This is a genomic window from Actinopolyspora biskrensis, assembly GCF_013408175.1.
In the GTDB taxonomy this organism is placed as follows: domain Bacteria; phylum Actinomycetota; class Actinomycetes; order Mycobacteriales; family Pseudonocardiaceae; genus Actinopolyspora; species Actinopolyspora biskrensis.
Map to the genome: position 1 here is coordinate 273,944 of NZ_JACBYW010000006.1, position 26,331 is coordinate 300,274.

Annotated in this window: 25 protein-coding genes; 16 read left to right on the forward strand and 9 right to left on the reverse strand. The window is 68.2% G+C overall.

All coding sequences use genetic code 11. The annotated features are described in order from the left end of the window. The first annotated feature begins 4 nt into the window (after nucleotides 1–4). The gene (locus FHR84_RS16955; RefSeq protein WP_343075310.1) at nucleotides 5–1,255 is read left to right on the forward strand and encodes a multidrug effflux MFS transporter; all 1,251 of its coding nucleotides are present in this window, start codon (nucleotides 5–7) and stop codon (nucleotides 1,253–1,255) included. An 89-nt stretch (nucleotides 1,256–1,344) separates the two neighbouring features. Here the strand turns inward: FHR84_RS16955 and FHR84_RS16960 are convergent, their stop codons facing one another. Further along, entirely contained in the window at nucleotides 1,345–1,824 is a 480-nt protein-coding gene (locus tag FHR84_RS16960) for a small multi-drug export protein (protein WP_179536497.1), read from the reverse strand. Further along, nucleotides 1,821–2,375, reverse strand: coding sequence for a TetR/AcrR family transcriptional regulator (locus FHR84_RS16965; protein ID WP_179536498.1), 555 nt, complete (start codon nucleotides 2,373–2,375; stop codon nucleotides 1,821–1,823). The genes FHR84_RS16960 and FHR84_RS16965 overlap by 4 nt, the downstream gene beginning before the upstream one ends. Before the next feature lie 347 nt (nucleotides 2,376–2,722). Between FHR84_RS16965 and FHR84_RS16970 the strand changes: the two genes are divergently transcribed. The 11 genes from FHR84_RS16970 (at nucleotide 2,723) to arr (ending at nucleotide 10,937) form a co-directional block, all read left to right on the forward strand. Beyond that, the gene (locus tag FHR84_RS16970) at nucleotides 2,723–2,935 is read left to right on the forward strand and encodes a hypothetical protein (protein ID WP_179536499.1); all 213 of its coding nucleotides are present in this window, start codon (nucleotides 2,723–2,725) and stop codon (nucleotides 2,933–2,935) included. A gap of 551 nt (nucleotides 2,936–3,486) precedes the next feature. Continuing rightward, nucleotides 3,487–4,215: a phosphoribosylaminoimidazolesuccinocarboxamide synthase gene (locus tag FHR84_RS16975; protein WP_218863023.1), complete on the forward strand. Its 729-nt coding sequence runs from the start codon at nucleotides 3,487–3,489 to the stop codon at nucleotides 4,213–4,215. Beyond that, a complete protein-coding gene (locus tag FHR84_RS16980; RefSeq protein WP_179536500.1) occupies nucleotides 4,199–4,906 on the forward strand; it encodes an SDR family oxidoreductase in 708 nt (235 codons plus the stop codon). The genes FHR84_RS16975 and FHR84_RS16980 overlap by 17 nt, the downstream gene beginning before the upstream one ends. Nucleotides 4,907–4,947: 41 nt before the next feature. Further along, nucleotides 4,948–5,358: a Rossmann-fold NAD(P)-binding domain-containing protein gene (locus tag FHR84_RS16985; protein WP_179536501.1), complete on the forward strand. Its 411-nt coding sequence runs from the start codon at nucleotides 4,948–4,950 to the stop codon at nucleotides 5,356–5,358. A gap of 359 nt (nucleotides 5,359–5,717) precedes the next feature. After that, entirely contained in the window at nucleotides 5,718–6,020 is a 303-nt protein-coding gene (locus tag FHR84_RS16990; protein ID WP_179536502.1) for an HD domain-containing protein, read from the forward strand. A gap of 83 nt (nucleotides 6,021–6,103) precedes the next feature. Continuing rightward, nucleotides 6,104–6,397 carry a hypothetical protein gene (locus tag FHR84_RS16995; protein WP_179536503.1) on the forward strand — a complete coding sequence of 98 codons (294 nt, stop codon included), beginning with the start codon at nucleotides 6,104–6,106 and terminating at the stop codon, nucleotides 6,395–6,397. A 40-nt stretch (nucleotides 6,398–6,437) separates the two neighbouring features. Next, nucleotides 6,438–7,646 (forward strand): MFS transporter, encoded by a 1,209-nt coding sequence (locus FHR84_RS17000; RefSeq protein WP_179536504.1) that lies wholly within the window; start codon nucleotides 6,438–6,440, stop codon nucleotides 7,644–7,646. Nucleotides 7,647–7,659: 13 nt separating this feature from the next. Beyond that, nucleotides 7,660–8,442 carry an HAD family hydrolase gene (locus FHR84_RS17005; protein WP_343075317.1) on the forward strand — a complete coding sequence of 261 codons (783 nt, stop codon included), beginning with the start codon at nucleotides 7,660–7,662 and terminating at the stop codon, nucleotides 8,440–8,442. 19 nt (nucleotides 8,443–8,461) lie between these two features. Next, entirely contained in the window at nucleotides 8,462–9,211 is a 750-nt protein-coding gene (locus FHR84_RS17010; RefSeq protein ID WP_179536506.1) for a TylF/MycF/NovP-related O-methyltransferase, read from the forward strand. Nucleotides 9,212–9,427: 216 nt separating this feature from the next. Continuing rightward, entirely contained in the window at nucleotides 9,428–10,150 is a 723-nt protein-coding gene (locus FHR84_RS17015; RefSeq protein WP_179536507.1) for a phosphorylase family protein, read from the forward strand. Between the two features lie 370 nt (nucleotides 10,151–10,520). After that, nucleotides 10,521–10,937 carry an NAD(+)--rifampin ADP-ribosyltransferase gene (arr, locus tag FHR84_RS17020; protein ID WP_179536508.1) on the forward strand — a complete coding sequence of 139 codons (417 nt, stop codon included), beginning with the start codon at nucleotides 10,521–10,523 and terminating at the stop codon, nucleotides 10,935–10,937. Here the strand turns inward: arr and ychF are convergent. Together ychF and FHR84_RS17030 are read right to left on the reverse strand one after the other, a co-directional pair. After that, nucleotides 10,934–12,013, reverse strand: coding sequence for a redox-regulated ATPase YchF (gene ychF / locus FHR84_RS17025; RefSeq protein WP_179536509.1), 1,080 nt, complete (start codon nucleotides 12,011–12,013; stop codon nucleotides 10,934–10,936). The two genes, arr and ychF, sit on opposite strands and share 4 nt — an antisense overlap. 82 nt (nucleotides 12,014–12,095) lie before the next feature. Next, nucleotides 12,096–12,269, reverse strand: a complete 174-nt coding sequence (locus FHR84_RS17030) for a hypothetical protein (protein ID WP_179536510.1) — start codon at nucleotides 12,267–12,269, stop codon at nucleotides 12,096–12,098. Between the two features lie 165 nt (nucleotides 12,270–12,434). Between FHR84_RS17030 and FHR84_RS17035 the strand changes: the two genes are divergently transcribed. Both FHR84_RS17035 and FHR84_RS17040 read left to right on the forward strand, forming a co-directional pair. After that, nucleotides 12,435–13,943, forward strand: coding sequence for a bifunctional transcriptional activator/DNA repair enzyme AdaA (locus FHR84_RS17035; RefSeq protein WP_179536511.1), 1,509 nt, complete (start codon nucleotides 12,435–12,437; stop codon nucleotides 13,941–13,943). Further along, on the forward strand, nucleotides 13,940–14,437 hold the full coding sequence (locus tag FHR84_RS17040; RefSeq protein WP_179536512.1) for a methylated-DNA--[protein]-cysteine S-methyltransferase: 498 nt from the start codon (nucleotides 13,940–13,942) through the stop codon (nucleotides 14,435–14,437). Before FHR84_RS17035 ends, FHR84_RS17040 begins: the two co-directional genes overlap by 4 nt. A 517-nt stretch (nucleotides 14,438–14,954) precedes the next feature. Here FHR84_RS17040 and FHR84_RS17045 read toward each other — a convergent pair. The 3 genes from FHR84_RS17045 to FHR84_RS17055 form a co-directional block, all read right to left on the reverse strand. Then, nucleotides 14,955–16,301 carry a DUF2252 domain-containing protein gene (locus FHR84_RS17045; RefSeq protein WP_179536513.1) on the reverse strand — a complete coding sequence of 449 codons (1,347 nt, stop codon included), beginning with the start codon at nucleotides 16,299–16,301 and terminating at the stop codon, nucleotides 14,955–14,957. A 322-nt stretch (nucleotides 16,302–16,623) separates the two neighbouring features. Next, nucleotides 16,624–19,578: an AAA family ATPase gene (locus FHR84_RS17050; RefSeq protein WP_179536514.1), complete on the reverse strand. Its 2,955-nt coding sequence runs from the start codon at nucleotides 19,576–19,578 to the stop codon at nucleotides 16,624–16,626. Next, the gene (locus tag FHR84_RS17055) at nucleotides 19,575–20,753 is read right to left on the reverse strand and encodes an exonuclease SbcCD subunit D (protein ID WP_179536515.1); all 1,179 of its coding nucleotides are present in this window, start codon (nucleotides 20,751–20,753) and stop codon (nucleotides 19,575–19,577) included. The genes FHR84_RS17050 and FHR84_RS17055 overlap by 4 nt, the downstream gene beginning before the upstream one ends. 145 nt (nucleotides 20,754–20,898) lie before the next feature. On the opposite strand from FHR84_RS17055, the gene FHR84_RS17060 reads away from it, so the two are divergent. Next, nucleotides 20,899–21,828: a DNA recombination protein RmuC gene (locus FHR84_RS17060; protein WP_343075311.1), complete on the forward strand. Its 930-nt coding sequence runs from the start codon at nucleotides 20,899–20,901 to the stop codon at nucleotides 21,826–21,828. 232 nt (nucleotides 21,829–22,060) lie between these two features. On the opposite strand, the gene FHR84_RS17065 is transcribed toward FHR84_RS17060, so the two are convergent. Both FHR84_RS17065 and FHR84_RS23350 read right to left on the reverse strand, forming a co-directional pair. Next, nucleotides 22,061–23,551, reverse strand: a complete 1,491-nt coding sequence (locus FHR84_RS17065; RefSeq protein ID WP_179536516.1) for an FGGY-family carbohydrate kinase — start codon at nucleotides 23,549–23,551, stop codon at nucleotides 22,061–22,063. A gap of 44 nt (nucleotides 23,552–23,595) precedes the next feature. Beyond that, a complete protein-coding gene (locus FHR84_RS23350; RefSeq protein ID WP_179536517.1) occupies nucleotides 23,596–25,011 on the reverse strand; it encodes an L-fucose/L-arabinose isomerase family protein in 1,416 nt (471 codons plus the stop codon). Between the two features lie 161 nt (nucleotides 25,012–25,172). On the opposite strand from FHR84_RS23350, the gene FHR84_RS17075 reads away from it, so the two are divergent. Beyond that, the gene (locus FHR84_RS17075; protein WP_179536518.1) at nucleotides 25,173–26,180 is read left to right on the forward strand and encodes a substrate-binding domain-containing protein; all 1,008 of its coding nucleotides are present in this window, start codon (nucleotides 25,173–25,175) and stop codon (nucleotides 26,178–26,180) included. Nucleotides 26,181–26,331: the final 151 nt, after the last annotated feature.

Sequence of the window (26,331 nt, forward strand, 5' to 3'; positions counted from 1 at the left end):
TACTGTGCACCCTGCCGAGACCCGCGGCCCACACGTGGAGCCGCCCCGCACCCAACCACCCCGGCACACCGGTGTCCTGATCACGGTGCTGGCGGCGCTGAGCGCCGTCTCGCCACTGGCCACGGACATGTACGTTCCCGGATTCCCGCAGCTGTCCGCGGAGCTGAACATCAGCAGCGCGGGCACCCAGCTGTCGCTGACGATGTTCCTGCTCGGACTCGTCGTGGGCCAGCTGTTCGCGGGCCCGCTGAGCGACGGCCTGGGCCGACGGCGCCCGCTGCTGGTCGGCAGCGCCCTGTTCGCGGCCTGCTCGGCCGTGTGCGCGCTGGCCCAGAACGCGCTCACCCTGGACGTCGCACGACTGCTGGAGGGCTTCACCGGCGCGGTGGGCATGGTGATCGCACGCGCCGTCATCAGCGACTGGTACAGCGGCCCGGCCGCGGCCCGCCACTTCTCCGTGCTCTCCGTCCTCCTCGGGATCGCCCCGGTCGCCGCCCCCGTGCTCGGCGGCGTGCTGGTCGACCGGTCCTCCTGGCGCGTCGTGTTCTGGTGCCTGACGGGAATCGGGATCGCCCTGCTGCTGGCCGTGTGGAGCGCCGTCCCCGAGTCGCTGCCACCGCAACGGCGACGCCGCGGAGGGTTGGCCGCCTCGTTCGCGTCCATGCGCGGCCTGCTGACCGACCGGACGTTCATGGGCTACGTGGCCACGCTCTCGTGCGCGTTCGCCGCCATGTTCACCTACATCTCCGGCTCGAGCTTCGTCTTCCAGGACCTGTACGGCGTCTCCCCGACGCGGTACAGCCTGATCTTCGGCGTCAACGCCCTGGCGATGCTGGTCTCCAGCGGTTCCTTCGGCGCGCTCACCCGCCGCGTGCGGATGAACACCGTGCTCACCGCCGGGGTGGCGCTGGGACTCGTGGCCACTCTCGCCCAGCTGATCACCGACCTGCTCATCGGTGGCGGCCTGATCACCACGTGGATCTTCCTGTTCGTGACCATGCTGGGCATGGGGGCGGTGCTTCCCGGGGTCATGGCCATCGGCCAGTCCCTGGTGCCGCACGCCCCCGGAAGCGCCTCGGCACTCATCGGGGCGGGCCAGTTCCTGCTCGCCGCCGTGTTCTCCCCGTTGGTGGGAGCCACGGGAGGCAGCGCGCTGCCCATGGCGACCCTGATGCTCGCCGGTTTCTGCTGCGCCGCGCTCGCCCTGCTCCTGCTGGCGCGGCCGTGGCGGGGAGCCGGGGAGCACCTCGGCTGACAGCCGGTCGTGTGACCGCGGTGGGCGTTTCGCGCGTTTCGGAAGCGGAGCGGGACCGGGTCGCCGCCGCCCGGCACTGCCATCGGCGTTCACGGTGAGCTGGCGCCGGTCAGGGAGATGCCGGTGGCGGCGGCGATCGCCGCAACGATGCTCCAGGCGACCGTGCCCGCCCCGATCCAGGCGAACGTGGCCCGCGGTGTGATGCCGATGCCACCGGCTACGAGCGCGGAGAGCTGAGTGCCCAGCCCGATCGGTCCGAGCACGGCCAGTGCGGGCAGGCCCCAGCGTCGCACCAGCCGCTCGACCCGCTGCCTGCGCCGGCCGGCATCCGGTCGGCCGCCGGCCTCCGCGCGCGTCCCGCGGCGCGCCACCCACCACGCGCGAACGCGTTCACCGAACCACGCCGCGACCGCGACCGTCGCCAGGTTGCCCACCAGTCCGGCGACCACGACAGGTACCGGGTGCACTCCGGCGAGGATGCCCCCGGGGATCACGACGACGGCCTCCAGCCACGGCGCTGCCCCGCCTACGAGAACGCCGAGCAGGATCGCGATGTTCGTGCCGGTCATCGCTCCACCTTCGTCTCCGGCGGAGGATCGGCTTCCTCCGCCGCCAACGTCGTCATTCGCGTGAGCACGGCCGCTCGTTCGGACGGCTCGAGCACGTCCAGGCCGACGAGCTCGGCCAGCCACAAGCCGTCACACGCCAGCCGCAGGAGAGTGCCCAGCGTCGGGTCCGCGTTCGATTCCCTGCTCACTCGTTGAAACTCCGCGAAGGCCCGGCGGAACGGAGCAACTGCCTCCGGGTACTCGAACGCGGCGGCCATCAGCGCGGTGTCGAGGTGCGTGTCGGGTGCCGCGTCGAGGGAGGCGATGTAACCGGCGACCGGGCCGTGATCCCGGTTCTGCTCGCGATGGCGCTCCATCGCCGAGCGGATCTCGGCGACCCGGGCCTCGGCCATCGCCTCGACGAGCGCGTGCTTGCTCGGGAAGTGGTACAGCAGACCACCCTTGCTGACACCTGCGGCGCGCGCGACCGACTCCAGGGTCAGCGCCCGTACACCACCCCGGTGAATGACTTCTCCGGCCACTCGCAGCAACCGGTCCCGAGTCTCGCCCATGCCTCTACTGTACCGTCCGGACGGTGCAGTGGAATGGGCTCGCGGGGTCGTTCCAGCAGCCCCTCCGGCCCGAGGCGCTCCCCGGAACGTCCGAGCAGGTCACCCTGGCGATACCACTGCGGTGCCCACCACCCCGCACGCCACGACGTCCGCGCGGGAGCGAATCCAGCGGAACGACCGGTGCTCCACCCCCTCAGCCGACGCAGAGGACGCGCTCCCGCTGCCCGGCAGGGCTACCAGTGGTTCGATCGCCAGGAAGCCTCGTGCGTTGAACCGGGGGAATCGCCGACCGATCTCCGGTTCACGACAGAAGAGCGTCCTCCCGGCGCGGCACTCTTCGTCGACGGATGCCCCGGGGCCGTTTCACTCCCGGGGACTTCACTCCCGGGGACCGGACCTGGCAGCACCGCGAGGATCGATCACCCACCGGCCGGGAGGGCGTCGACACGCCCCGCAACACGGACGGGAAGCTCATGGCGCTCATCGCCGTTCTCGCACCGCTGTCGGTCGTCTTCGGCCTCGAGGAGCTGTGGCCTGCCTTCGTCGCCGCCTCGGCGTGATCGGGGCCATCGCGTGGATGGGGGCGCTGTGGGCCCGGTCCCGGTCACGATGACCGACGTGGCCGCCCGTCGCTCGTGGCCCCGGCGGCCCGGCCCTGCAACGTAACCACACTTCCCCGACGGGCTCCCCGCGGCTCGGCCACGGAGAGCCCGCGCGTCGACCGGGGACGTTGTCGGCGGATCCGGCGAACTTCTTTCCCCGTCGCCGAGCCCCGGCACCTCCTCGGCATATCGACGCACGAGGACCATCGGTCGACTCCTCCCCCTCTCACACACCGCCACACCACAGGAATTGGTTCCGACCGAATAATCCACCTCGAACTGTGTCCCACGTCACAAAATTTTTCGTCTTTTCGTGGGACCGATTAGATTTCTTGTTGACCCTCGTTCTTCCGGCTTGGTAAACCTATGGTGACCAGAAGGGACATCCGAAGTCCCCCTACAGCCTGTGAACGCGAGCAAAAGCGAGGGTACGACCGATCCCGCAGTAATATTTACGCACTCCGACGAAACTGCGGAAACCCACTTCGTCCGTCTCCTGAAGGTGTCAAGTGACGAATATTGGAAACACCGATCCCCTGCAGATCGAACAGCACCGATCACCCTCTATTTCCGGACGCAGCAAGAAACTGTGGCACGTCGACGAGGAAACCTGTTTCGTACGCCTGGTCGAAAGCCTCACCAGTTATACCCATGAACGGCACGAGCTCGTTTCGGGAACGGGTCCGCTCCGTCTCGACTTCTATGAGATGGCGGCGAGCAGGCTCCGCGAGGAGGGCATTCCGTGCGCGTTTCTGCGTCGAGTCGATCAGACCGGTTACCTCGCTAAGTACTACAAAGTCTCTCCCCCGGTCGAAGTCATAGTAAAAAACCGTGCTGTTGGTTCCACACTGCGCAAGTACCCAGGCCTGTTCGCCGAGGAAGAAGTCCTTCCGCGCCCGGTCGTCAAGTTCGACTACCGGTGCGACCCCGAGGACCAACCCATAGGAGAGGACTACTTGCGCGCTCTCGGGATTCCGGTGGAAAAAATGTACAAAACCGCCTTGACGGTCAACGAACTGCTTTGCGAATGGCTCGATCCCATACAGTTATGGGACTTCTGCTTGATCTTCGGGATCGACAGCGAGGGAGATCCGAGCATAATCTCCGAAGTTTCACCGGACTGCATGCGCCTCCGCGCGGAGGACGGCAGCATGCTCGACAAGGACATTTTTCGGAACGGCGGGGAGCACACCGAGATAACGACGGCGTGGAAGGAACTCATTGAGCACGTCAGCTAAACGGCGGGTGGCTGTCGTAACAGGGACGAACCGCGCCACTGGGAACGCTATCGCGCACAGTCTGCACGAACAGGACTGGAGCATCGTCTCGGTAAACCGAACTTTGTCCAGCGAAGACTGGATGCAACAGCACAAATGCGAATTCACCGACGCCGATGAGGTCGTTTCCACGGCGCGCAGAATTTCCACGGAGAACGATGAGATCCACACATTCATCGCAACCGCGGTCTCGCGCAACTTGGCGCCTATCGCTGATATCACGGCCGATCAGTACCACGAATCAGTGATGGTCAACCTTACTTCCGTCGTTCTCACCATTCGCGAGCTCCTTCCATCCATCCGGCGTGCCCGCGGACACATCGTCGTCATCGGGAGCCATGCCGGGTCGCGGTGCTTCGAGGGCGGCACGGCGTACAGCACCACCAAGGCGGCCCTGAAAGCTCTCGTCGAGACCCTGCTTCTGGAGGAAAGGCAAAACGGTGTCACGACGACCCTCGTCTCCCCCGGAGCGATCGCGAACTTCGATCACGACCACTCCCCGTACAAGATGACTACCGAGTCCGTGGCGCACTGCGTGCGCACATTGATCACCAGCACTCCCGAGGATGTCGCCGTCGGGGAGGTCGAGGTTCGTCCGGCGAACATTCCTCCTCCGGAAGTATCCGGACTTGATCGATTGAATTTTGTCTGACAGGACCACCGCAAAACCCCACAGCCCGATCAACAGGAGTAGTGTTCGGATGGTCGGACGCGGTGCTCGGAGCAACGGGGCATCGCTCCTTTACGGCTGATGACGTGGAACACGTCCGCGACGGGGCGGTACTCGCCGGTGGCAGCCCGAACAAAGTTGAGTTCGATGTCGAGGGGATACGGTCCAATTGTGCAAGCAAGCGCGAAGACGACATTGTTTCAGAACTCATGCTGGACGGTAACACCGTTTACGTCCTGAACGACGGGGAGCCGATAAACTTCTTGGAACAAAGCGCTCTCGGCAACGCGCTCGAGCTGATCCGTTCCGAGCTGTGCATGTGCATGTGGGCTCTCGCGACACAACGACACCGAAATGGAATCCACCGCTTGGCCCCGGAGCTGCAGCAGTGGTTGGCCGATACGTGGCGATGCGCTCATCGGAACACCCCGTGAACAACCGACGATACCTGGTAGAGCGCGTGCGTGAGGCTGTGGAGGAGGACTTCGGTCACCTCGACCGAGTCGCTCGGCTGAGCCGGACACTCGACGCGGAGGGGGGCGCCGATCCCGAAGTCACGGCTGTCGCCGCTTATGTCCACGACCACCACCGTCTTCCGGAACACGAGCGGGGTCGCGGAGCGAGTTCCGCCGAGTCCCTTCCGGAGGTGCGACGCACCCTGATGAGAGCGGGCGCTGGTCCCCATCTCCGACGTGGTGCCGAAGCGGCGGTTGCCATTACTGACACGTTTACGTTCGCCGGTGCGTCAGCCGATTCCGTTGACGCAGTGGCAGCGTGCTCGCGCGATGCCGACATGCTCGACGAGATCGGAGCGATCGGAATTGCCCGCGCTTTTATGTACGGCGGTAGCACGGGTGAGCCGATGCGGGTTGCGACGGAACAGCTTCAAACGGTTTACCCCGGGGGCCGGACCAGTTCCGTCGTCCTACGCTTCCATGAGAAGCCGCTTCGTCTGCGCGAGGAGACGAGCACGTCCTCGGGCAAGCGCGAAGCCGAGCGTCGGCATCAACCGGTGCTACGGTTCCCTCAATTTCTGCACGAGGAGCACGGAGATCTGGACACCGCCCCGGCACACCGATTTGAAGACGCATTATGAGATATACGGTACAAGTTGCTCGTTCCTCGGCCACCGTCGATGTCGACCCATCTGAGCTCTCCCTTTGCGTTCAGGGATCTCCCGTGGCCGGACACGGTATCGAACGATCCTGCGTGTCGGCCGTGTTCGAGCTGGGCGAGTCTGGGGGGCTACTCGGTGTCGAGTTGTTCGACCTTCCGGAACACTCGGTGCAAACACTGCGCCCGATGTCCTCGAGGAAAACCCTGAAAAATGCGGACAGATTCATTTCTCTCGATTACGAGGCCGGACGCCTGCTGGTCCTCCTCGGCAGGGGGTTTTACCGGACTCCGATAACGCGGACCGTAGAGTTGCTGGTGGACGCCGATCGCCAAATGTGCCGGATCGCGTCACGGTGAGCTCACGACTGGGCAGGAAACGAACCAAAGGGAAGAAGGCGTGAAACTTTACGGTGAGTTGTTCCGGCAGCAGTACGTCAAAAAACTGCTGCCAAGTAACGTCGTCGGGCGGCTCCCGGAGGGCATGGGGCCGCTCGTCGTCGCTCTGTTCCTGCGCGAGCAAGGATTCGAGTACAGCCTGGTCGGTGTGCTCGCTGCGTTGTACGGAATCTCCGCCGCCGTGGGCACACCGGTCCTGGGCCGATGCGTCGACCTCTACGGCCAAGTGCGCGTGCTCGCTGTGTGCATGCTGGCCTCCACGGCCGGGTTCCTGGCCCTCTCGATCACCCCGTCGGACCAGGTTCTGCTCGCCGGTATGAGCATCGTGGCGGCCGGGCTGTTCACCCCACCGCTCGAACCTTGCCTCAGGAGCCTGTGGCCGCGGGTGCTGACGGGAGAACGCACGATCAAGACCGCCTACGCCCTCGACGCCACTCTGCAGGAGCTCGTTTTCGTTTCGGGGCCGCTGCTGGTGGTCATCGCGGTGGAGGCGATGGGGCCGGCCGGTGCCCTGGTCACCACGGGGCTGCTCGGTTTGCTGGGGACCATCACGTTCATCACCACCCCACCCGTGCGGCGGTGGCAGGCCGAACATCGCCAGGCGGACTGGGCCGGACCGTTGCGTTCGGCGACGCTGCGTCAGATCCTGATGAGCCTGGTATTCGCGGGAGCGACGATCGGGCTGCTGAACATCTCGGTCATCGCCTACAGCGAAGCCAACCATGCGAATGAACTCTCGGGGATCATCCTCGCGACGAACGCCTTCGGGGCGCTGATCGGCGGGCTCGTCTACGGTAGCCGCAGTTGGCCTGGCAGTTCATACCGGCACTTCCAGTTCCTGATGTTCACGCTCGCCGTCGGATACGTACCGCTCGCGTTCGCCCCGCCGCCGGTAGTGCTGATCCCGTGCGCGGCTCTCAGCGGGATTTCGCTGGCACCGGCTCTGGCGAGCGCGTTCGCCGTGGTCGGCAGCAGCGTACCTTCAGGAACGAGTACCGAGGCGTTCGCATGGCTGGTCACCATTTTCATGGCGGGCAACGCAGCCGGGTCGACCCTCGCCGGAACGTTGCTGCAGCACATCGGGCTGCACGCCGCCTTCTGGGCACCACCGACGAGCGCGCTGTGCGGATTCCTCGTGTTCACGGGGCTGTCGGCCGCACGACGTGCGAAGCACCGGCGACGGAGCGGTGAGTACGAAGTTGCGCGCTGACGAAGTGACAGTCGTGGCGACCGATCTCGACGGCACTCTGTTGAACTCGCAGGGGACGCTGTCCGCGTACAGTCGCAGCACTCTCGGAGCACTGGACGAGGCCGGGTTCGCGGTGACCATAATGACCGCCCGTCCGCTCCGGGACGTCGTGACGCTCGACGGTCTCCCGGACCGCGCGCTTCTTGCATGCGGTAATGGCACGCTGATCCACGACCGGTTTTCCGGTGTCGATCTGCATCGGAACTACATGCCTGCGCGAGACGTGGAGATGATAATCGACATTCTGCGCCGGATCGCACCAGAAGTACGACTCGGCGGAGAACTAAATCCCGAGCTCTTCTTGGAGGACGGGTTCCTGTTGCCGGACTCGGCGGAGCCGCCAACAGAAACAGCGCAGCACCTCGAGACCGTGCTCGGCGGCCCCGGCCTGGCCAAGCTGATCGTCCAATTGCCCGGGCGCGCGACCGATTACCTCCGAACGCTGTGCTCCCGGCTGCCGACGAAATTCGAAGTCACCTGCTCCTCCGAATGGTTCTGCGAGATCACGGCGTCGGGTGCGAACAAGGCCGAAGCGCTCGAGCTCGTTTCCCTGACACGGGGGTGTACCGCCCGCAACGTAATCGCATTCGGCGACATGCCGAACGACATACCGATGCTGAGGTGGGCGGGAACCTCGGTGGCTGTCGCCAACGCACATGCTTCCCTGCTCGCGGTGGCAGACCACATAACCTCGTCAAATGACGATGACGGTGTCGCGAGTTTCCTCGATGAAAAATTGATCAACCACTCTGCGTGACCACATGAAGGTGTTGGTTATGAACCATCAGAAATTAGCTGAAGCAGGCCCCGCCGGAACTGCCGCACCCGACTACACCGATTGTCCCGAGCGTGGCCTCGCCATATACAGCGAAGCCTTTCAGAAAGTGTTCGAGTATCTGTACACGAACCAGATCCCGGGAGACGTGGCAGAGTTCGGCACTTATCGGGGCTTCACCGCCGGTGTCATCGCAAAAATGATGCGTTTTTTCAATGGTCGACCACGTTTTTCCGCGCAGCGTGGGCGGCGTCTGCTGTGCTACGACTCCTTCGAGGCGTTCCCGGAAAGCGACTCGCCGGTGGACCGGGTGTCCTACGAGGTCAATCATACGCAATCGTGGGCCCCGGGAACCGGAGCAGCGCCAGCCGGAACACAGGACGAGGTGAGAGATTTTCTGGCCACGATCCTTCCGGAGGAGGGGTTTGCGATCGTACCCGGATTCTACGAACAGACCCTGCTCACATGTCCGCCGGACCACGACGTGGCACTCGTCCACCTGGACTGTGACCTCTACGCTTCCACGAAGCTCGTGCTGGACCACCTCGTTTCACGGGGCGCTCTCCAGGACGGATCAGTGATCATGTGTGACGACTACAACTGCAATCGAGCACGGGACGACTTCGGAGAGCGTCGCGCGATGCAGGAGACGTTCGCATGTTCGGAGTCGCTTTACAGCTGCACTGAATTTTTCTCGTACGGCTGGCACGGACGTGCCTTCTTCGTCCACGAAAAGAGTCAGACAGGATAGCGGGAAACTGTCCCGACGAACGATCCGAGCCTATCACTCGAAGGAACCGAGCAGTTGAGATCGGCTCGTCCGCTTTCCGGTTCGCCCCGGCCGCAGGACCAAACCGCCTGCACCTGTCATGGCCCGTGCTCCCCGAGAACGCCGTCACGACCGATCGTCACGACCGTGTCCCGTGTTTCCACCGGAATTTTTCGACGTACGAAAGAGAGGGCAACCATGCCGATGCCGATCAGCGGCCTCCCCGAGTCCGACACCCCGGAGGCGGCCGTGGTAGTGGGGTCCCCCGAACGGGCTCGGAACATATCCGCGCTCCTTGAGGACTCTCATCTAGTCGCTCAAAACCGTGAATTTGTTTCTTTCACCGGTGCGTGGCGGGGCACCCGGGTCCTCGTCTCCTCCCACGGCGTGGGAGGCCCCGGCGCTGTCTGCCTGTTCAGGGAAATCGCACAGGCCGGGGTAGGCAAGGTCATACGACTCGGTACTGCCGGCTCCCTGACTGAAGACCTCTCCCGTGGCGATTTGTTCATCCCCGAATGCGCGATTCGGGACGACGGGGTGAGCGACCAGCTCGTTCCTATGTCTTTTCCGGCGACGGCCGCTCCCGAGACGGTGTTTTCTTTGCAGCGCGCCGCTGAGAGTCATTCGGAGCCTGCTGACCGTGGAATCGTCTGGACACGCGCCGCTTTCGCTCCCGAAGTGCTCTCACTGCCCGTTGAAGAATATCGTGGCGCCGGGGCGAAGGCACTTGAGATGGAAGTCGCGACGCTCTTGGTGTTCGCCGCGATCCGCCGGATGCGGGCCGGGGCACTGCTCGTCATCGACAACGACGCACGCGTGGACGACCCTGACGTATTCTCCTATCAACCGAACACGAGGGAGGTGACGGACGGCCTTGCGAAGGCGTCGAGGATCGCGCTGGATGCACTCGTTCACCAATGACGAGAGAGGGGAACCAAGCCCTTTCCGAACTCGGGGTTCCTCACGGAATGACCTGCTCGGAGGGTCGACGGCCGCAACAAGCCGTCCGGGGTGAAGCGACGGATACAAGTCCGGTGTGCCGGAGAGCTTCTGCTCACCTTCCGTTGATCTCGGGTGAGCTGTGTCCGTCGCACGGCTCGGCCGCGATCAGGGGGATCGCTTCCGCACGTGTCCACCGGCCCCGGAGGGCGTCGCTTCCCTCCGGGGAAGAGGCATGATACAGTTCGGTCCAACGTTGCGGCGGGACGTGCTACCACGGTAATCGTGATGCCGACCACGTTCCGCAACCGAATAACGTCTGCGCTCGGCACACTCATGCAACAATGACGCGGTGACAACGACGCAGCCCGTCGATGACGGACCCTTCTACCACGGCACGAAGGCGGATCTCCGAGCCGGAGATCACCTCGCTGCCGGGTTCCGGTCGAACTACCACCCCGACGTCGTGATGAACCACATCTACTTCACCGCGCTGCCGGACAGCGCGGGGCTCGCCGCCGAACTCGCGCCGGGCGACCGGGAACCGCGCGTGTACCTCGTCGAACCCACCGGGCCGTTCGAGGACGATCCGAATCTCACCGACAAGAGGTTCCCCGGCAACCCCACCCGGTCATACCGCAGCAGCGGTCCGCTCAAGATCGTGCGTGAGGTGACCGACTGGACGCGCCTGACCCCGGAAGAGCTGCAGGATTGGCGGGAGCGCCTCGCCGCGCTCCTCGAGAGCGGCGAGGCCGTGATCATCAACTAGACGTTGAACCGGAACTCCACCACGTCACCGTCGCGCATCACGTACTCCTTGCCCTCGAGGCGAACCTTGCCCGCGGACTTGGCCGCGCTCATGGATCCGGCCTCCATCAGGTCCTCGTACGAGATGATCTCGGCCTTGATGAAACCGCGCTGGAAGTCGGTGTGGATGGCCCCGGCCGCCTCCGGAGCGGTGTCGCCCTGGCGGATCGTCCAGGCGCGGGCCTCCTTCGGCCCGGCCGTGAGGAAGGTCTGCAACCCGAGGGTGTGGAAACCGGCCCTGGCCAGCGCGTTGAGCCCGGGCTCCTCCTGGCCCACCGACTCCAGCAGCTCCCTGGCCGACTCCTCGTCGAGCTCGGTCAGCTCCGACTCCACCTTGGCGTCCAGGAAGACGGCGTCACCCGGCGCGACCATCTCGCGCAGCTCCGCGAGCTTGGACTCGTCGGCCAGCACCCCCTCGTCGCAGTTGAACACGTAGAGGAAGGGCTTGGTGGTCAGCAGGTTGAGCTCGGCCAGCTCGGCGGCCTCGCCGCCCCTGCCAGCCGAGAACAGGGTCCGTCCCTCGTCCAGGACCTCCTTGGCCTCCTGGACCGCGTCCAGAGCGGGCTTGCGCTCCTTCTTGGTGCGCGCCTCCTTCTCCAGGCGCGGCAGAGCCTTCTCGATGGTCTGCAGGTCGGCGAGGATCAGCTCGGTGTTGATCGTCTCGATGTCGCTGGAGGGATTCACCTGCCCATCGACGTGAACCACGTTCGAATCGTCGAAGACGCGGATGACCTGGCAGATCGCGTCGGCCTCCCTGATGTTGGCCAGGAACTGGTTGCCCAGCCCCTGCCCCTCCGAGGCTCCCTGCACGATGCCCGCGATGTCCACGAACGAGACGGTGGCCGGCATGGTGCGGGCGGACTCGAACATCTCGGCGAGATCGTCCAGCCGCCGGTCCGGCAGCGGGACCACACCGACGTTGGGTTCGATGGTCGCGAACGGGTAGTTGGCCGCGACCGCTTCGTTGCGGGTCAGCGCGTTGAACAGGGTGGACTTGCCCACGTTGGGCAGCCCGACGATTCCGAGAGTGAGGCTCACAGCTGTCCAAGTCTAGGAGCCCCTCCACGATCTCGGTCAGACGGTCGGGCAATCGCGTGCCGCCTGCGAGCCGGGCGACCGCTCAGTAGCCGCCGTCGTCCTCCTCCTGCTGGTCACCGTCCTGTTCCTGTTCTCGCTCCTGCTCCTGCTGGTCGCCGCCCCCACCGCCGGTGTCCTCGCAGGCGGCCCCGAGCAGCAACGTCAAAGCGGCCAGCACGGCCCCCGCCACTCGTCTCGCGCGCAGTCCCCGAGTCATGCTCCGAAGGTAAGCCGCCTCGCCCGCGGACGCAGCGCGGTCCACCACCGCCGGAACGAACGAGCACGGCCCCGCACGGAGCTCCCCGCCTCCTCGAAGGCCCGGCAACAGCCGTGTCCGATTTCCGCCGGTACTTCGCCCCCCGCAAGTGGCAGTATCGGGTTCATGCTGGTCAGCGAAGAACGAGCCTATCGAGCGGTCGCCTCCCGCGACACCAGGTTCGACGGCTGCTTCGTCACCGGCGTCCGCAGCACCGGCATCTACTGCAGGCCCTCCTGCCCGGCACGCACCCCCAAGGCCGGAAACGTCGAGTTCTTCCCGACCGCGGCCGCGGCGCAGCAGGCGGGTTACCGGTCCTGCAGACGCTGCCTGCCCGACGCCGTCCCCGGATCCCCCGAGTGGGACCTGCGGGCCGACCTGGCGGGAAGGGCCATGCGCCTGGTCGACGACGGAACCGTGGACCGGGAAGGCGTCTCCGGCCTGGCGGCCCGCCTCGGCTACTCCACCAGGCACCTGACCAGAGTGCTCACCGCGGAGCTCGGGGCCGGACCGCTCGCACTCGCCCGCGCCCACCGGGCACACACCGCCCGGCTGCTGATCGAAACCACCGGACTCGAATTCATCGAAGTGGCCCACGCCGCCGGTTTCGCGAGCCTGCGGCAGTTCAACGACACCGTGCGCGAAGTCTTCGCCACCACCCCCACGGCGCTGCGCGACCGAGCCACCCGCCGCACCGCCCCGGCGAAGCTCCCGACGGGCACACTGCGGCTGCGGCTGCCGCTGCGGCTGCCCTTCGACGCGGCGGGGACGCTGAACTTCCTGCTGGCGGAGGCCGTCCCCGGCGTCGAGTGGGGATCGAGCACGCACTACGGCAGAACGCTGCGGCTGCCCCACGGAACGGGCACCGCCGAACTCACCCCGCGGCGGCAGCACATCGCGGCCACGCTGCGGCTGACCGACCTGCGCGACCTCGGCAGCGCGGTCACCCGGCTGCGCCGGTTGCTGGACCTGGACTGCGACCCGGTCGCCGTCGACGAGGCACTCGGCAACGACCCCGCCCTCTCCGGGGCCGTACGCCGCGCACCGGGAATCCGGTTCCCCGGCAGCGTCGACGGCCCCGAGACCGCGCTCCGCGCGGTGCTGTCCCGCGGACTCCCGCGGGAAGCGGCCACGAGACGCACCGCGGCCCTCGCCGACGAGCTGGGCGAGCCGGTACGCGGGATCACGGAGAACACCCGGGCGAGGCTGTTCCCCCGTCCGGAAGCCGTGGCGGAGCACGCCGCGCGGGTGCTGCCACGCCCGTCCGAAGGCAGCGCGGCGGTCCGTGCGCTCGCGGAGAGGATCGCGGAGGACGACATCCGGGTCGACGCGGGCAGGGACGACGCCGAACTGCGGAGCGAACTGCGCGACATCGGCGGCCTGGACCCCGCCACCGCCGAACACGTCACCGCCAGGGTGCTCGGCGAACCGGACTCCCTCACGCCCACCGATCCGGTGCTGCTGCGCGGCGCGGCACGACTCGGGCTCGCCCCGGAACGAGCCGAGCTGACCCGGCACGCCCGCGGATGGTCGCCCTGGCGCTCCTACGCTGCGATGCACCTGCGGCGGATCGGTGCGCAACAACCCCACACCGGCTCGGAAGAGCCCCCGGACACGGAAGAAGGACGAGAATGATCGCCCACTGCTCCACCACGGACACCCACCTCGGCCCGTTCACCACCGTCGTCGACGCGGACGGGGCGGTGCTCGCCTCCGGATGGACCGCGGAGGTGGCCGAACTGCTGCCCCTGATAGCCGCATCGCTGCGCCCCACCGAGACGAGGAAGGCACTCGACCTCGGCGCGGTGGACAAGGCGGTCGAGCGCTACCACGCGGGCGAGCTGGACGCCGTCGACGAGGTTCCCGTGCGGCAGCGTTCCGGCCCCTTCCGGGAGCACACCTGGGCAGCGCTGCGCACGGTCCCGGCGGGTGACCCCGTCACCTACCGGGAGTGCGCCGCGCTGGCGGGGCGCCCGCAAGCCGCGCGGGCCGCCGCGGCGGCCTGCGCCAACAACGCGGCGGCGCTGTTCGTGCCCTGCCACAGGGTGCTGCGCGGGGACGGCACGCTCGGCGGGTTCCGCTGGGGAACCGGACTCAAGGCCAGGCTGCTCGAGCACGAGAAGGGGTGACCGCTCCCGTATCCCCGCCAGTGAGGGGAGGACCTCCACGTGGAACGTCCCGAATTCCCTGGCTCCCCTCCGGTGCCGGGCGGCGAAACACCACGCGAACACCCCGCACCGCCGGAGGCCTTGCCCGGAACTTCCAGCGAAAGGGCTCCGCTCGGCGCAAGCGCTTCGAGCCTACGCAGGCGGCACCGCCACGGGTTCTCTCGCGGGGCTCTCGCGAGGAAGTCCCGACGTCGTGTAGACCGCTACCCGATGTCGGGGCACCCGCAGCCGGGCGCCGACCGAGGTTCCGCTCATCAGACCCCACTACGCGAACCGCCCCGCCGCAAAATCCTCCGCTCCGACGCAGGCGCTCTGAGCCTGCGCAAGACGAGAACATCCGGTGCGTGAGTCGGATGCATCGCAAGGCCGGGCCGCTCGCCGCGTAGGCCGCTACTCAAGAGCGCGCCCAACGCAGCGAGGCGCCGACTCACGTGCCGGCTAACCAACCATCCGAGCAAGCCGGTCCGCACCCGGACGCTCAGGTGCGGGTGGAAGCAACCCCACCGATCTCCCCGTTCCGGAAGGCCTCGACGAACAGCCGGTAGTCGTCGCGCACCACGTTGGCGTACTCCATCGCGAAGTCGCACAGCCAGTTCGCGAACTCCTCCTCGTGACCTCCCACCACGTTCAGGATCGCGTCCTCGGTCTGGAAGGGGACCAGCGTCTGGTCGGAGTCGGAGTCCGACACGCAGTGCACCTTGGCCACGGCCCGCCCCAGGTAGTCCACCACGGGCAGGATGTCCTCCGGCTCGGTCAGCTCACTCCAGTCCAGGTCCGAGACGTAGGGCGAGACCTCCGAGACCACGTAGCCGACTCCGTCGATCTCGGTGTAGCCGAGCAGCGCGTCGGAGTGCGCCTGCAGCGCCCGCTGGGAGAGGGCGGTGCGCTGACCGTGGTGCAGGAAGTAGTTCCTGATCCGCTCGTCGGGCACCACAGCGGCGGGGGCGGCCACGTTGGCCTGCTTCATGGACAGGATCAGGTCGTTCTCCAGCGCCTCGTTCTCGCCCTCGAGCAGCAGGCTGTACGCGGGCAGGCCGGCACTGCCGATACCGAAACCGCTGCGTCCCACCACGTCCTTGACCCCGTAGGCGATGTCGCTCATCTTCTTGTCCTGCGGGATCGTCTCCAGGTAGCGATCGTAGGCCTCGAGGACGCGCTTGTACTCCTGCTCGCCGAGCCTGCGCACGCCGGGGCCCTGCCGGAACCGGCGGTCGAAGCCCTCGGTCTCGGTGTCCCGGTCCAGCAGGCCTCCCCTGCTGTACAACCGCGCATGTCGCAGCACCTCGTGGATCGCGCCGTCGGTGTTGCGCAGGTTCAGCGAGAAGGCCGCGTCGTTACCGCCCTCGACGAAACGACGTACCTGGTCGATGTAGGAGCGCGTGGCGTCCTTCACGAACCTCTCGATCTCCTCGTCCGGCAGCGCCTTGCTCCAGCCGAGCAGGGCGATGCTGGCGGCGAACCGCTGCAGATCCCAGGTGAAGTGCCCCACGTAGGCCTCGTCGAAGTCGTTGACGTCGAAGATCAGCACGCCTTCGCTGTCCATGTAGGTGCCGAAGTTCTCCGCGTGCAGATCCCCCTGGATCCAGACCCTGCCGGTGCGCTCGTCGGCCCACGGATCCCTGATCCGGGCGACGTCGGAGTAGAACAGGCTGGCACTGCCCCGGTAGAAGGCGAACGGGGAGGCGGCCATCTTGCGGAACTTGGTGCGGAACGCAGCGGGCTTGTCCCGCATCAGTTCCGAGAACGTGTCGACGAGCGTGTTCACGATGTGCTCGCGACGAGCGTCCGAATCGTGAACCTCCAGCATGTTGGACAGCTCGGACATGTGTCGACCTTTCCCGACCCTGGGGGCCGCGCTTTTCGCTTCCCTCGATCACCGAGGTTTTCCGTTCGGGTTTCCGTAGTGATTGCTCGGTGGGAACCTCCCGCCGCGAGGCCCTTACGCGCGTAGCGCCCCGCGTCTCGCCGGGGCCGTCCGCGCGAGAGCACGACGTGGAAGAGGTCGCGGCTGCGCCGACTGCTCAGGGGGTCGTTTCGGCACTACCCGCACCGAAGGACACCGACCTCGAGCGACCGGACGGACAGCACCCTGCGGAGCACCGTCGGCTCCCACTCCCCGGCCGTCGGACGGACAGCGGACGGCACGGTCACGACTCGATCGCCAACGACGAACCGCCGCGCGACTTGCGCACCCGCAGACGTACCGGAATCCGCTGCCGCAGCTCGTCGACGTGGGAAACCAGCCCGACGACCCGGCCACCGGCGCGCAACTCGTCCAACGCGTCCATCACCAGGTCGAGTGTATCCCCGTCCAGGGTGCCGAACCCCTCGTCGATGAACAGAGTGTCCAACATCGCGCCCCCCGCCTCCGCGCTCACCACGTCGGCGAGCCCGAGCGCCAGCGCGAGCGAGGCCAGAAAGGTCTCGCCCCCGGACAGGGTCTTGGTCGACCGAGTGCGGCCCGAGTAGTCGTCGACCACCCGCAGGTCGAGCCCGCCCCGCTTGCCGTGCGGTCCCTGCTCGTCGGAGTGCACGAAGGAGTAGCGCCCGTCGCTCATGTGCCCGAGCCGCTGGGTGGCCGCCTCGGCGACCTCCTCCAGCCGCGCGGCGAGCACGTAGGAACGCAGGGTCATCCTGCGTGCGTTCTGCCCCTGTCCGTTGATCACATCGGTCAGCGCGTCCAGCTCGGCGAACTCCGCCTCGACCGGTTCCAGCTCCTTCCAGGACTCGCGCAGCTGCCGCCCGAGCTCGGTGATCTCGTCGACGCGCCGGTCGAGGTCGGCCGCCGTGGTGGCCGCCTCCTGGGCCGCCTCCCTGGCCCGATCGGCCGCCTCCGCCGCTGCCGCCACGTCCACTTCGGCCCCGACCGGCACGTCGGCCAGTTCCCGCAGCGTCGCCCGCGCCGCCGCCTCCCGACGGTCCACCTCGGCCAGCCACTCCTCGAGCTCCTCGACACGCCGCCGTTCCCGCCGCGCGGCCAGGGCCTGCTCGGGGGTCTCGAACCCGTTGTCCGCGGCGGTGCGGGCCAGCTCCGCGCGCTGTTCGGACTCCCGGGCCGACGCCCGGTCGTGGTCTCCCTCGGCGGCGGCGAGCCGGTCGATCCGTTCCGCACGCTCCACCAGGTACCGCCTGCGGGCGGTGACCGTGTCGAACTCGCCGCGGGACTCGCTCAACCGCTGCTCCCGCTCCCGCACCTGCTCGGCGAGCGAGTCGCGGGAGGAACGAGCGGTGGCGAGCCGCTCGGCCAGTTCGGAACGCCGCTCACCGAGCCGCTCGCTTCGGGTCTCCAGCTCGGCCAGCCGCGCTGCCCTGGTCTCGCGCTGCGCGACCAGCTCGCTCAGCCGGTCCCGCTCGGAGGTGGCCCTGTCCAGTTCGGACCGCAGCCACTGCTCGGTGCGCTCGCCCACCTGCTCGCGCAGCCGCGCGCACTCCCGTTCGGCCTCCTCCGCCAGGCCACGCTGCTCGTCGCGCCACCGCTGGAGCTCCGCCTCCTTCTCGCGGGCCAGCCGCTCGTCCTCGGCACCGACGGTTCGCTCGTGCGGCTCGGCCGGTTCGGGATGCCGCGTGCCGCCGCACACCGGACAGGCCGTTCCCTCGTCCAGCTCCGCGGCCAGCTCGGCGGCCATCCCGGCCAACCTGAGCTCCCGAACCCGCTGCAGCTCGGCACGCGCGCCCTGGTGATCGTCCACGGCGCGGCGCTCGCGGTCCCGCGCCTCGACGCTCCGGGTTTCCGCCGCGGGAAGTTCCCGCGCGGCGCGCAACGCCGCGTCCAGCTCCTCCCGGTTCCTGCGCACCACCTCGAGTCGTTCGGGGGCCTGCTCGGCCTCGTGCACCTCCGCGCGGGCCCGCTCGACGGCCGCGGGCAGCTGCCCCACCCGCTCGGCCAGGTCCGCGTCCGCGGCCGCGTCGGCCGCGATCCGTTCGTCCAGCTCGGTGATCCGTTCCCGGTCCCCGCGCTGCTGCTCGGCCTCGGGCTCCAGGCTCTCCAGCACGGCGGCCCGCTCCCGGTACCGCACGGCCAGCGCCCGCAGTTCCTCCGGGTCCGCCGGGGAGTCGGTGTCCACATCGGGGCAGGCCGCCCGGGCCTCCCGCAGTTCCGCCTCGGATTCCCGCAGCGCTGCCGTGGCCCTGTCCACGGTCCTGCCGACGTCGACCACCGAGGTGGCGCGCCGCGCCGCCTCCAGCTCGGCCCTGGCCGCGCCGTGCTGTTCGGACTCGGCAGCCAGCTCGTCGAGCTCCGAACGTGCCGTGCGGACCCTGCCGACCCGGTCGGCGAGTTCCCGCTGCTTGGCCAGGGTGTCGTCGGCCTGTTCGCGCTGCCGCCGCAGCCGGTCGAGTTCGCCGCGCGCGCGTTCGCTCTCCCGGGTGAAGCTCTTCTCGACTCCCTCCAGCCAGGCGGCCCGGTCCTCCTCCTCGAGGGGTTCGCTGCCCACCACCTGGGCGAGCCGGGCCAGCAGCCGATCGGCCTCCCCGCGCCGCTGCTCCAGTTCCCGGCCACGTTCGTGGCGGGTGTCCCTGAACCACTTCTCCACTGCGGAGAACCGCCGCGTCCCGAACAACCGCTCCAGCAGGTCGCCCCGTTCCTTGGCGTCGGCACGCAGGAAGCGGGCGAAGTCCCCCTGCGGCAGCAGCGCGACGTGGCAGAACTGCTTGGCGTCCACACCGAGCAGTCGCTCGATCGTGGGCCGCACCTCGGCCGGCCGGGTGATCCCTTCGCGCATCTCACCGGAGGGGGGCTCGTTCAACCAGGTCAGCGAGGCCTTGGCCTTCTCGGTCGTTGACCCCTGGCCGGACTTCTTCGGACGCTCGTACTCCGGGTTGCGCTCCACGCGCAGCCGGTGCCCCTGCACGCTCAGCTCCAACGAGACCCGGGTGGGGGTCGCCGGGTCGGACGTGTCGCAACGCAGTGCCTTGATCTGATTGCGCGCCCCGGGGACCTCGCCGTACAGGGCGAACACGATCGCGTCCAGCACGGTGGTCTTTCCCGCGCCGGTGTCGCCGTGCAGCAGGAACAACCCGTCGCCGCTCAGCTCGTCGAAATCCACCAGCTGGCGGTCCCGGAACGGTCCGAAGGCCGACATCTCCAGCCGATGCAGTCTCATTCCCGCACCTCCGAGGCACGTACGTCGGTCAGGGCCCGGTCCAGCAGAGATCGCTCCGATTCGGACGGATCACCTCCGCGGCAGTTGGCCACGAAGTCCCGCACGATCTGCTGCTCGTCGCGACCGCGCACCGCCTCCGAGTAGCGCAGCGCCGCCCCGGCCCGTCCTTCGGCCGGCTGCCAGTCCATGTGCACCGCGTGGGGAAAGCGCCGTTGCAACCTGCGCATACCGTCCAACGGCCGCGTCTCGTCGGTGACCGTGGCGGAAACGTAGCAGTCCGTGAACGCCTCGTACTCCGGATCGTTCAGCAACCCCTCGAGCGTTCCCTCCACGGTGGCCAGCTCACGCGGGACGGGCAGCTCGTGCCGCCGCGCTTCGGAGAACCCGTCCGCGCCCAGCTCGACCAACCAGACCGACTTGCGCTGCCCGGCCTCGGAGAACGAGTAGGCCAGCGGACTGCCCGAATAGCGCACCCGCTCGGAAACGCGCTGCGGACCGTGCAGGTGCCCCAGCGCCGCGTAGTCGACCCCGTCGAACACCGCAGCGGGAACCCGGTCGACACCACCGACGGCGATGTTGCGCTCGGAATCGCTGCCCTCTGCCCCGGTGACGAACGCGTGGGCGAGCACCACCGACCTCGCCGCCGGTCTCTCGGCCAGCTCCGCACGCACCCGGTTCATGGCCTCACCGAGCACGGAGGGGTGATCACGGCCGACGTCCTGTGCTGCGGCCCCCGGCGCGGGTGTGGAACGCAGCACCTGCCGCGCCGGGTCCGGCTCCAGGTACGGGATCCCGTAGAAGGCGACCGGGCCGTGCTCGTCCTCGAGCACCGTGGGCTCGTGCAGCCGGGAAGTCCTGGTGTGCAGGTGCAGTCCCCCCGCGGCCGCGAACTCCGCGAACGCGCCGACGCGCTGTGGCGAGTCGTGGTTGCCCGGAGTGACGACCAGCCGGGCTCCCGCGTCGCGGATCCGCTCCAGGACGTCCACGCACAACCGCACCGCCTCGCCGGAGGGGACCGAGCGGTCGTAGAGATCACCGGAGACCAGCACGACGTCCACGCGTTCCGCGCGGACCAGCTCGGCCAGTTCGGACAACACGCGCCACTGATCGTCCAGCAGGTCGTGCCCGTGGAAGGTACGACCGATGTGCCAGTCGGAGGTGTGCAGCAGGCGCATGGGGAGCACGCTATCGACGGCCGGGGGAGGATCGGGCGACCGGTCGCCTGCTGCACCCGCGTGTCGGACTCGAACCCGCACACGTGACGCGGTAAGTCGAAGATGATCGGCAGGAGGACCGGACGAGAGGCGGAAAGGAGCGTCCGTGGGATCGGGATTTCTCGGGGTGCTGGTCGTGGTGCTGATACTGCTGTTCGCGGGAGCCCTCACGATGATATGGCGGCTCTACACCGACAACGCGCGCCGCGCGGACGAAGCGCTGCGGATGCTGGACGAGGAGCGGTCCCGCAGCGCCAGGCAGCAGGCGGAACTGCGCCGCTACGAGGTCACCTTCGCCTCGACGAACGGGCGGGGTGAGCTGGGCGAGCAGGCGCTGGTGCGCACCGCCACCGCTCTCGGCCTGCGCGAAGGGGTGCACTTCACCCAGCAGACAGACATAGCGGGCGGCGGCGCGGCCCGGCCGGACCTGGTGCTCACCGTGGGCGGGGGACGGCGCGTGCCGGTGGACGCGAAAGCCAGCCTGGCGGTGTGGGCCGAGGCCGTGGAAACCGACGACCCCGAGGAGCGCCGCGAAGCGCTGCGGGTGCACGCCAAGAACATCAGGTCGCGGGCCAACGAGCTGGCGGGCAAGGACTACCGGCGCTGGGCCGACGCCATCTACGGGACCGTCATGTTCGTCCCCTCGGACTCGGCTGTGGTGTCCGCACTGGACGCGGACCCGAACCTGCTGACGTGGCTGTTGGACAAGCGGGTCTTCCTCTGTGGACCGACGGGATTCGCCGTACTGGCCTCGGCCGCGATGTTCGCGGCCACGGAACAGGCCATCTCCGAGGACATGGAACGGGTCCGCGCCCAGGCCGTGCGCGCTCAGCGCGCGGCGGGTTCCGCCGTGGAGGCCGTGAACCTGTCGAGCACGCACCTGCAGCGGTTCGTGTCCGCGCGGCGCAGGGAACTGGACGCGCTGGAGAACTTCCGCGGCGCGGTCCAACCGCTGGCCGAACTGTCCGACACCACCGAGACCGGCCGGGTCGGCCGGGAAACGGAGTCCATCGCGGTGGACGGGGAGGGGAGTTGAGTCACTCCCGGACGCACCGCGAAGAACCTCTGACGAAGGGGCCCGTTCGGCTCGGGGTGCTTCAGCCCGCGCAGGACGAGGAGATCCGGTGCGTGGGTCGGATGCGTTGCGAGGCCGGGCCGCCGCGCAGGTGGCCACTCAAGAGCGGCCCAACGTCGCAGGGCGCCGACTCACGCGACGGCTACCCGACCAGCCACGCGAAGCTGTTGTAAGTGACACGGCGGTGTTCCGCTCATCCCGCGGAGCGCTGCTGCTCGGCGAGAAAGTGCGCGGTGTCGACGGTCCGTTCGTGGACGCTCCTGTAGTGCCGGTAGAAGGCGTCGTAGCGCTCCGCGTTGGCGACGTCGGGTTCCACCGTCTCCACCACCGGATTCCACCCGTCCGGATCGACGGCCACCCCCGTGGCCACCCCGGCGAGCAACGCGTCCCCGTAGCACGCGCCCACCGTCTCCTCCGGTACCGACTGGGGCATCCCGGTGACGTCGGAGACTATGCGCGTCCACAGTCCACCCGTGGTCCCCCCGCCGACGGCCACCAGCCGCTCCACCTCCGCCCCGGAGTCCCGCATGGCCTCCAGGTTGTGCCGGACCCCGTAGGCGATCCCCTCCAGAGCGCAGCGGTAGACCTCGGCGCGTCCGTGCGAAGTGGTCAGCCCGAACAGCAGTCCCCTGGCGTCCGGGTCGAACACCGGGGTCCGCTCCCCCGCGAAGTACGGCAGCAGCAGCAACCCCCTGCTCCCGGCCGGAACCTCGGAGGCGGCCGCGACCAGTTCGGAGAACTCCGACCCGAACAGTCCGCGCAGCCAGTCGGTCACCGCGCCCGAGGTGGCCATCCCCGCGGCCAGCGTGTACGTGTCCGGGTAGGCACCGCAGGTGGCCCACAGCGCGGGGTGCGAAAGCGGCTCGCGCAGCACCTGCACGAAGAACATGGTGGTGCCGTACATCAGCATCACGTCGCCCGGATTCCGCACCCCCACACTGGCGGCCTCGGCCCACGCGTCCACGGTTCCCGTGGTCACGGGCAGCCCCTCCGGCAGACCGGTCTCGGCCGCGGCGGCACCGCCGACCCGTCCGACCACCTCGGTCGGCCAGGCGAGCTCGGGCAGTTCCAGCCCCGGAGCCACCCTGCTCGACCACTCGGGTGACCAGCGCTTGCCGTGCAGATCGTAGAGCGGGTCGCACTGGCTCGCGGAGTGGTGGTCGAGCACGTAGCGCCCCGTCAACCGGTGCACCAGGTACGAAGAGCACATCAGCAGTTTCGCGGTGCGCCGGTACACCTCGGGCTCGTTGTTGACCAGCCAGCGGATCTTCGGCCCCACCGCCTGGCTGCTCAACGCCGAACCACCGTGGCGCACGATCTCCTCCGCGCCCAGCTCGTTCTCCAGCTCGGAGATCTCGGCCGTGGCCCTGGTGTCGACGCCGTACAGGATCGCGGGGCGCAGCGCGGTGCCCCGCTCGTCGGCGGGAAGCAGCACCGGCCCGATGCCGCTCACCCCCAGGGCGGCCAGCTCGTACCCCTCAGCCGCGGGCAGCAGCTCGGCGACCAGCTCGCGGAAGTCGTTCCACCAGATCGCGTCCGGATCGTGCTCCACCCACCCCGGACGGGGGTACCGCGTCCGGTGGGCGCGTTCGGCCCTGGCGAGGATCTTCCCGTTCGCGGTGGTCAGCACACCCTTCGAACCTGATGTGCCGATGTCGATGCCCAGCAACGCCTCGTCCGCCATCCCTGGCTCCGTTCAGTCAGCCGGTCGCCGCGGGCGACCACTGGTCACCCGCGGGTCCACTCCTCCAGCTCGATGTCGAGTTGTTCGGCGACCGCGCGCAACACCGCCCGGTGGTCGCCGGGGACGGCGTGGATGTGGTTCGCCCCGAAACGGGACAGGAAGGTATCGGCCGGGGCGTCCAACCTGGCGAAGGCGTGCGGCCACTCCGGAGTGGACCGGCGCACCAGGTCCTCCGTGGTGTCCGCGTCGAGATCGAGGAACTCGCCGAGCATCAGCTGCATGCGGTAGTGCCCGCCGGAGCGGGTGAGCCGCCCCAGCGTCATCGTCCCCGGGGCGGCCACGTGCTGCACCGAGGCCCCTCCAGCCGGGAAGAAGAACACCTCGGGACACAGGTGCACGTTCGCGAGGTTGGCCGCCGGATCGTCGCTGCGCCCCGCGAACCACGTGGCGTGCTGTCCCGAATTGCACAGGTCCCAGACGTCACGGTCGGCGTGGTAGTGCCGCACGTCGGCGAACAGCGCGGGGGTTCCCGCCACGTCGCCGAACAGTCTCATGGTCAGCGCACCGTCCATATCGGCCTCGGTCGCGCAGACGTGCGGCCGCTTCGGCCCGTTCCAGTCGTAGGGGTCGTTGAGCAGCGCCTCGGTGATGTCCATCGTGGCGAAGTTCTCGGTCAGCTCCGGCTGGGCCTTGATCCCCGAGAAGTCCAGGTTCCGCTCCTCGATGATCTCGCGCGCGGCCAGGTAGGAGCGGATCTGGCGCTCCAACAGCTCCGGGGTCAGCTTGACGCCGTCGTAGTGCACCCCGGCCGCGTGCTGCTCGAACCACTCCCTGGCCTCGCGGGCCTCGCCTGCATCGGCTCGCTCGGCGCGCAGCACCAGCTCGTACTGGTCGATCTCCTCCACGTCGATGCCGAACAGCCGCTGCCACTGGTCCGTGTTGGCCACCGCGGTGTTCATCCCCATGGGGCGGCCGCCGAAACGGCCGAAGGTGCAGCCACGCAGCCCGGCCGTGGTCGCCGCCGCCGTCGCGCGGGAACCGATCCCCGCGGTCAGCTCCGGATCGTTCGGCTCTCCCCAGAGCCGGCTGTGCTCCCTGCCGATCTGGTCCAGGGCACCGCCTGCGGCCAGCATCCCCACCAGCCCGGGTTCGGTCGGGTCGGTGCTCGCCACCAGCGCGAGAGGCGTGTCGACCGCATCGGCGGCGAGCATCGTGAAGTGCGGGAAGGCCCAAACCGTGTAGTACAGCAGGGTCAGGTCCACCCCGGCGGCCGCCACCCGGCGCGCGGCCGTGGTGGCCTCCGCGTTCGACGCGATCGGCGCGGCCGGGTCGACCACCTCGTGCCCCGCGGCACGAAGCGATTCGACCAGCGCGTCCCGCTTCAGCCGGATGAATTCCACGTTCCTGGTGTGTACGTGCTGCCTTCCGTCCGAAATGCTGAGCACGCCGATACGAGCCACGACAACCCCAAACTCCGGCCGGAAACGACCGGCTGTTCGACCGAGGAAAGCGAACGAATTCCGTTTCCCGGACGGCCACACACTCGAGTAATCGTTTTCTCAAAAGTTATTCTCGTGGGAGCGGAGGTGTCAACACGGCTCGCGGGAAGGAGAGAACGACTGTGGCGACGATCAACGAGGTGGCCGACCGGGCCGGTGTGTCCACAGCCACCGTGTCCCGGGCCCTGAACGGCAAGAACACTGTGGACTCCGAACTGGCCGCACGGGTGCTCACCGCGGCCGAGGAACTCGGTTACCGGCCGAACGGGCCGGCGCGCAACCTGCGAAGACAGGAGACCCCCGTTCTCGCCCTGATCATCTCCGATGTGGAGAACCCGTTCTTCACCGCCATCTCCCGCGGCGTGGAGGACGTGGCACACGCGGCCGGGTACTCGGTGGTGCTGTGCAATTCCGACGACGACGCGGAGAAGGAGCGCTCCTACGTATCCGTGGCTCTGGAGGAGAGGGTCGCCGGTGTGCTGCTCTCCCCCACCGGTCGCACCTCGGGAGGTGAACTGCTGAGCGGCACCGGAACTCCCTTCGTGGCGCTGGACCGCCCGCTGCCCGGCATCTCCGGGGACACGGTGCTGGTGGACACCGGTTCCGCAGCAAGGGACGCCACGAAGTATCTCTCCGAACAGGGATATCGGCGACCGGGGTGCATAACCGGCCCCGCCGGAGTCCCCACCGCGGACGAACGACTCGCGGGATACCGCGACGGGCTGCGCGCGGCCGGGATACGCGGCTGCTCCTCGCTCGTGCGGCGGAGCGAGTTCAAAGCGGCGGGCGCCGGACGCGCCACGCGCTCGCTGCTGGAGCTGACGCAACCACCCGACTCGCTGCTCGTGGCCAACAACGCCATGGCCCTCGGAGTGCTGGAAACGCTGCGTGAGCTGGGATTGCGCGCCGGAAGCGACGTGGGGCTCGTGGCCTTCGACGACGCGCCGTGGGCACGGCTGCTCGATCCACCGCTCTCCGTGGTGGCCCAGCCCGCCTACGACATCGGCACCGTGGGCGCACAGCTGCTGCTGAGCCGCATCGGGAACGAACGCGGCGAACCGACCACCACCACGCTGTCCGCGCACCTGGTTCCGCGGGCCAGCAGCGACCCGCGTTGGAAGCCCTTTTGAAACTCCTTCCACCACCTCCCGCTCCCGGAACCGACGGAGAACCGCCCCCGGGACACCTCCGGAGTCCTCTTTCCGGGGTCGGAACCCGCGCGGTTCGGGCGTGCACTCGCTCGGCCGGATCGGCCGTCGTGCAAGCGGCGGATCCGCTCGC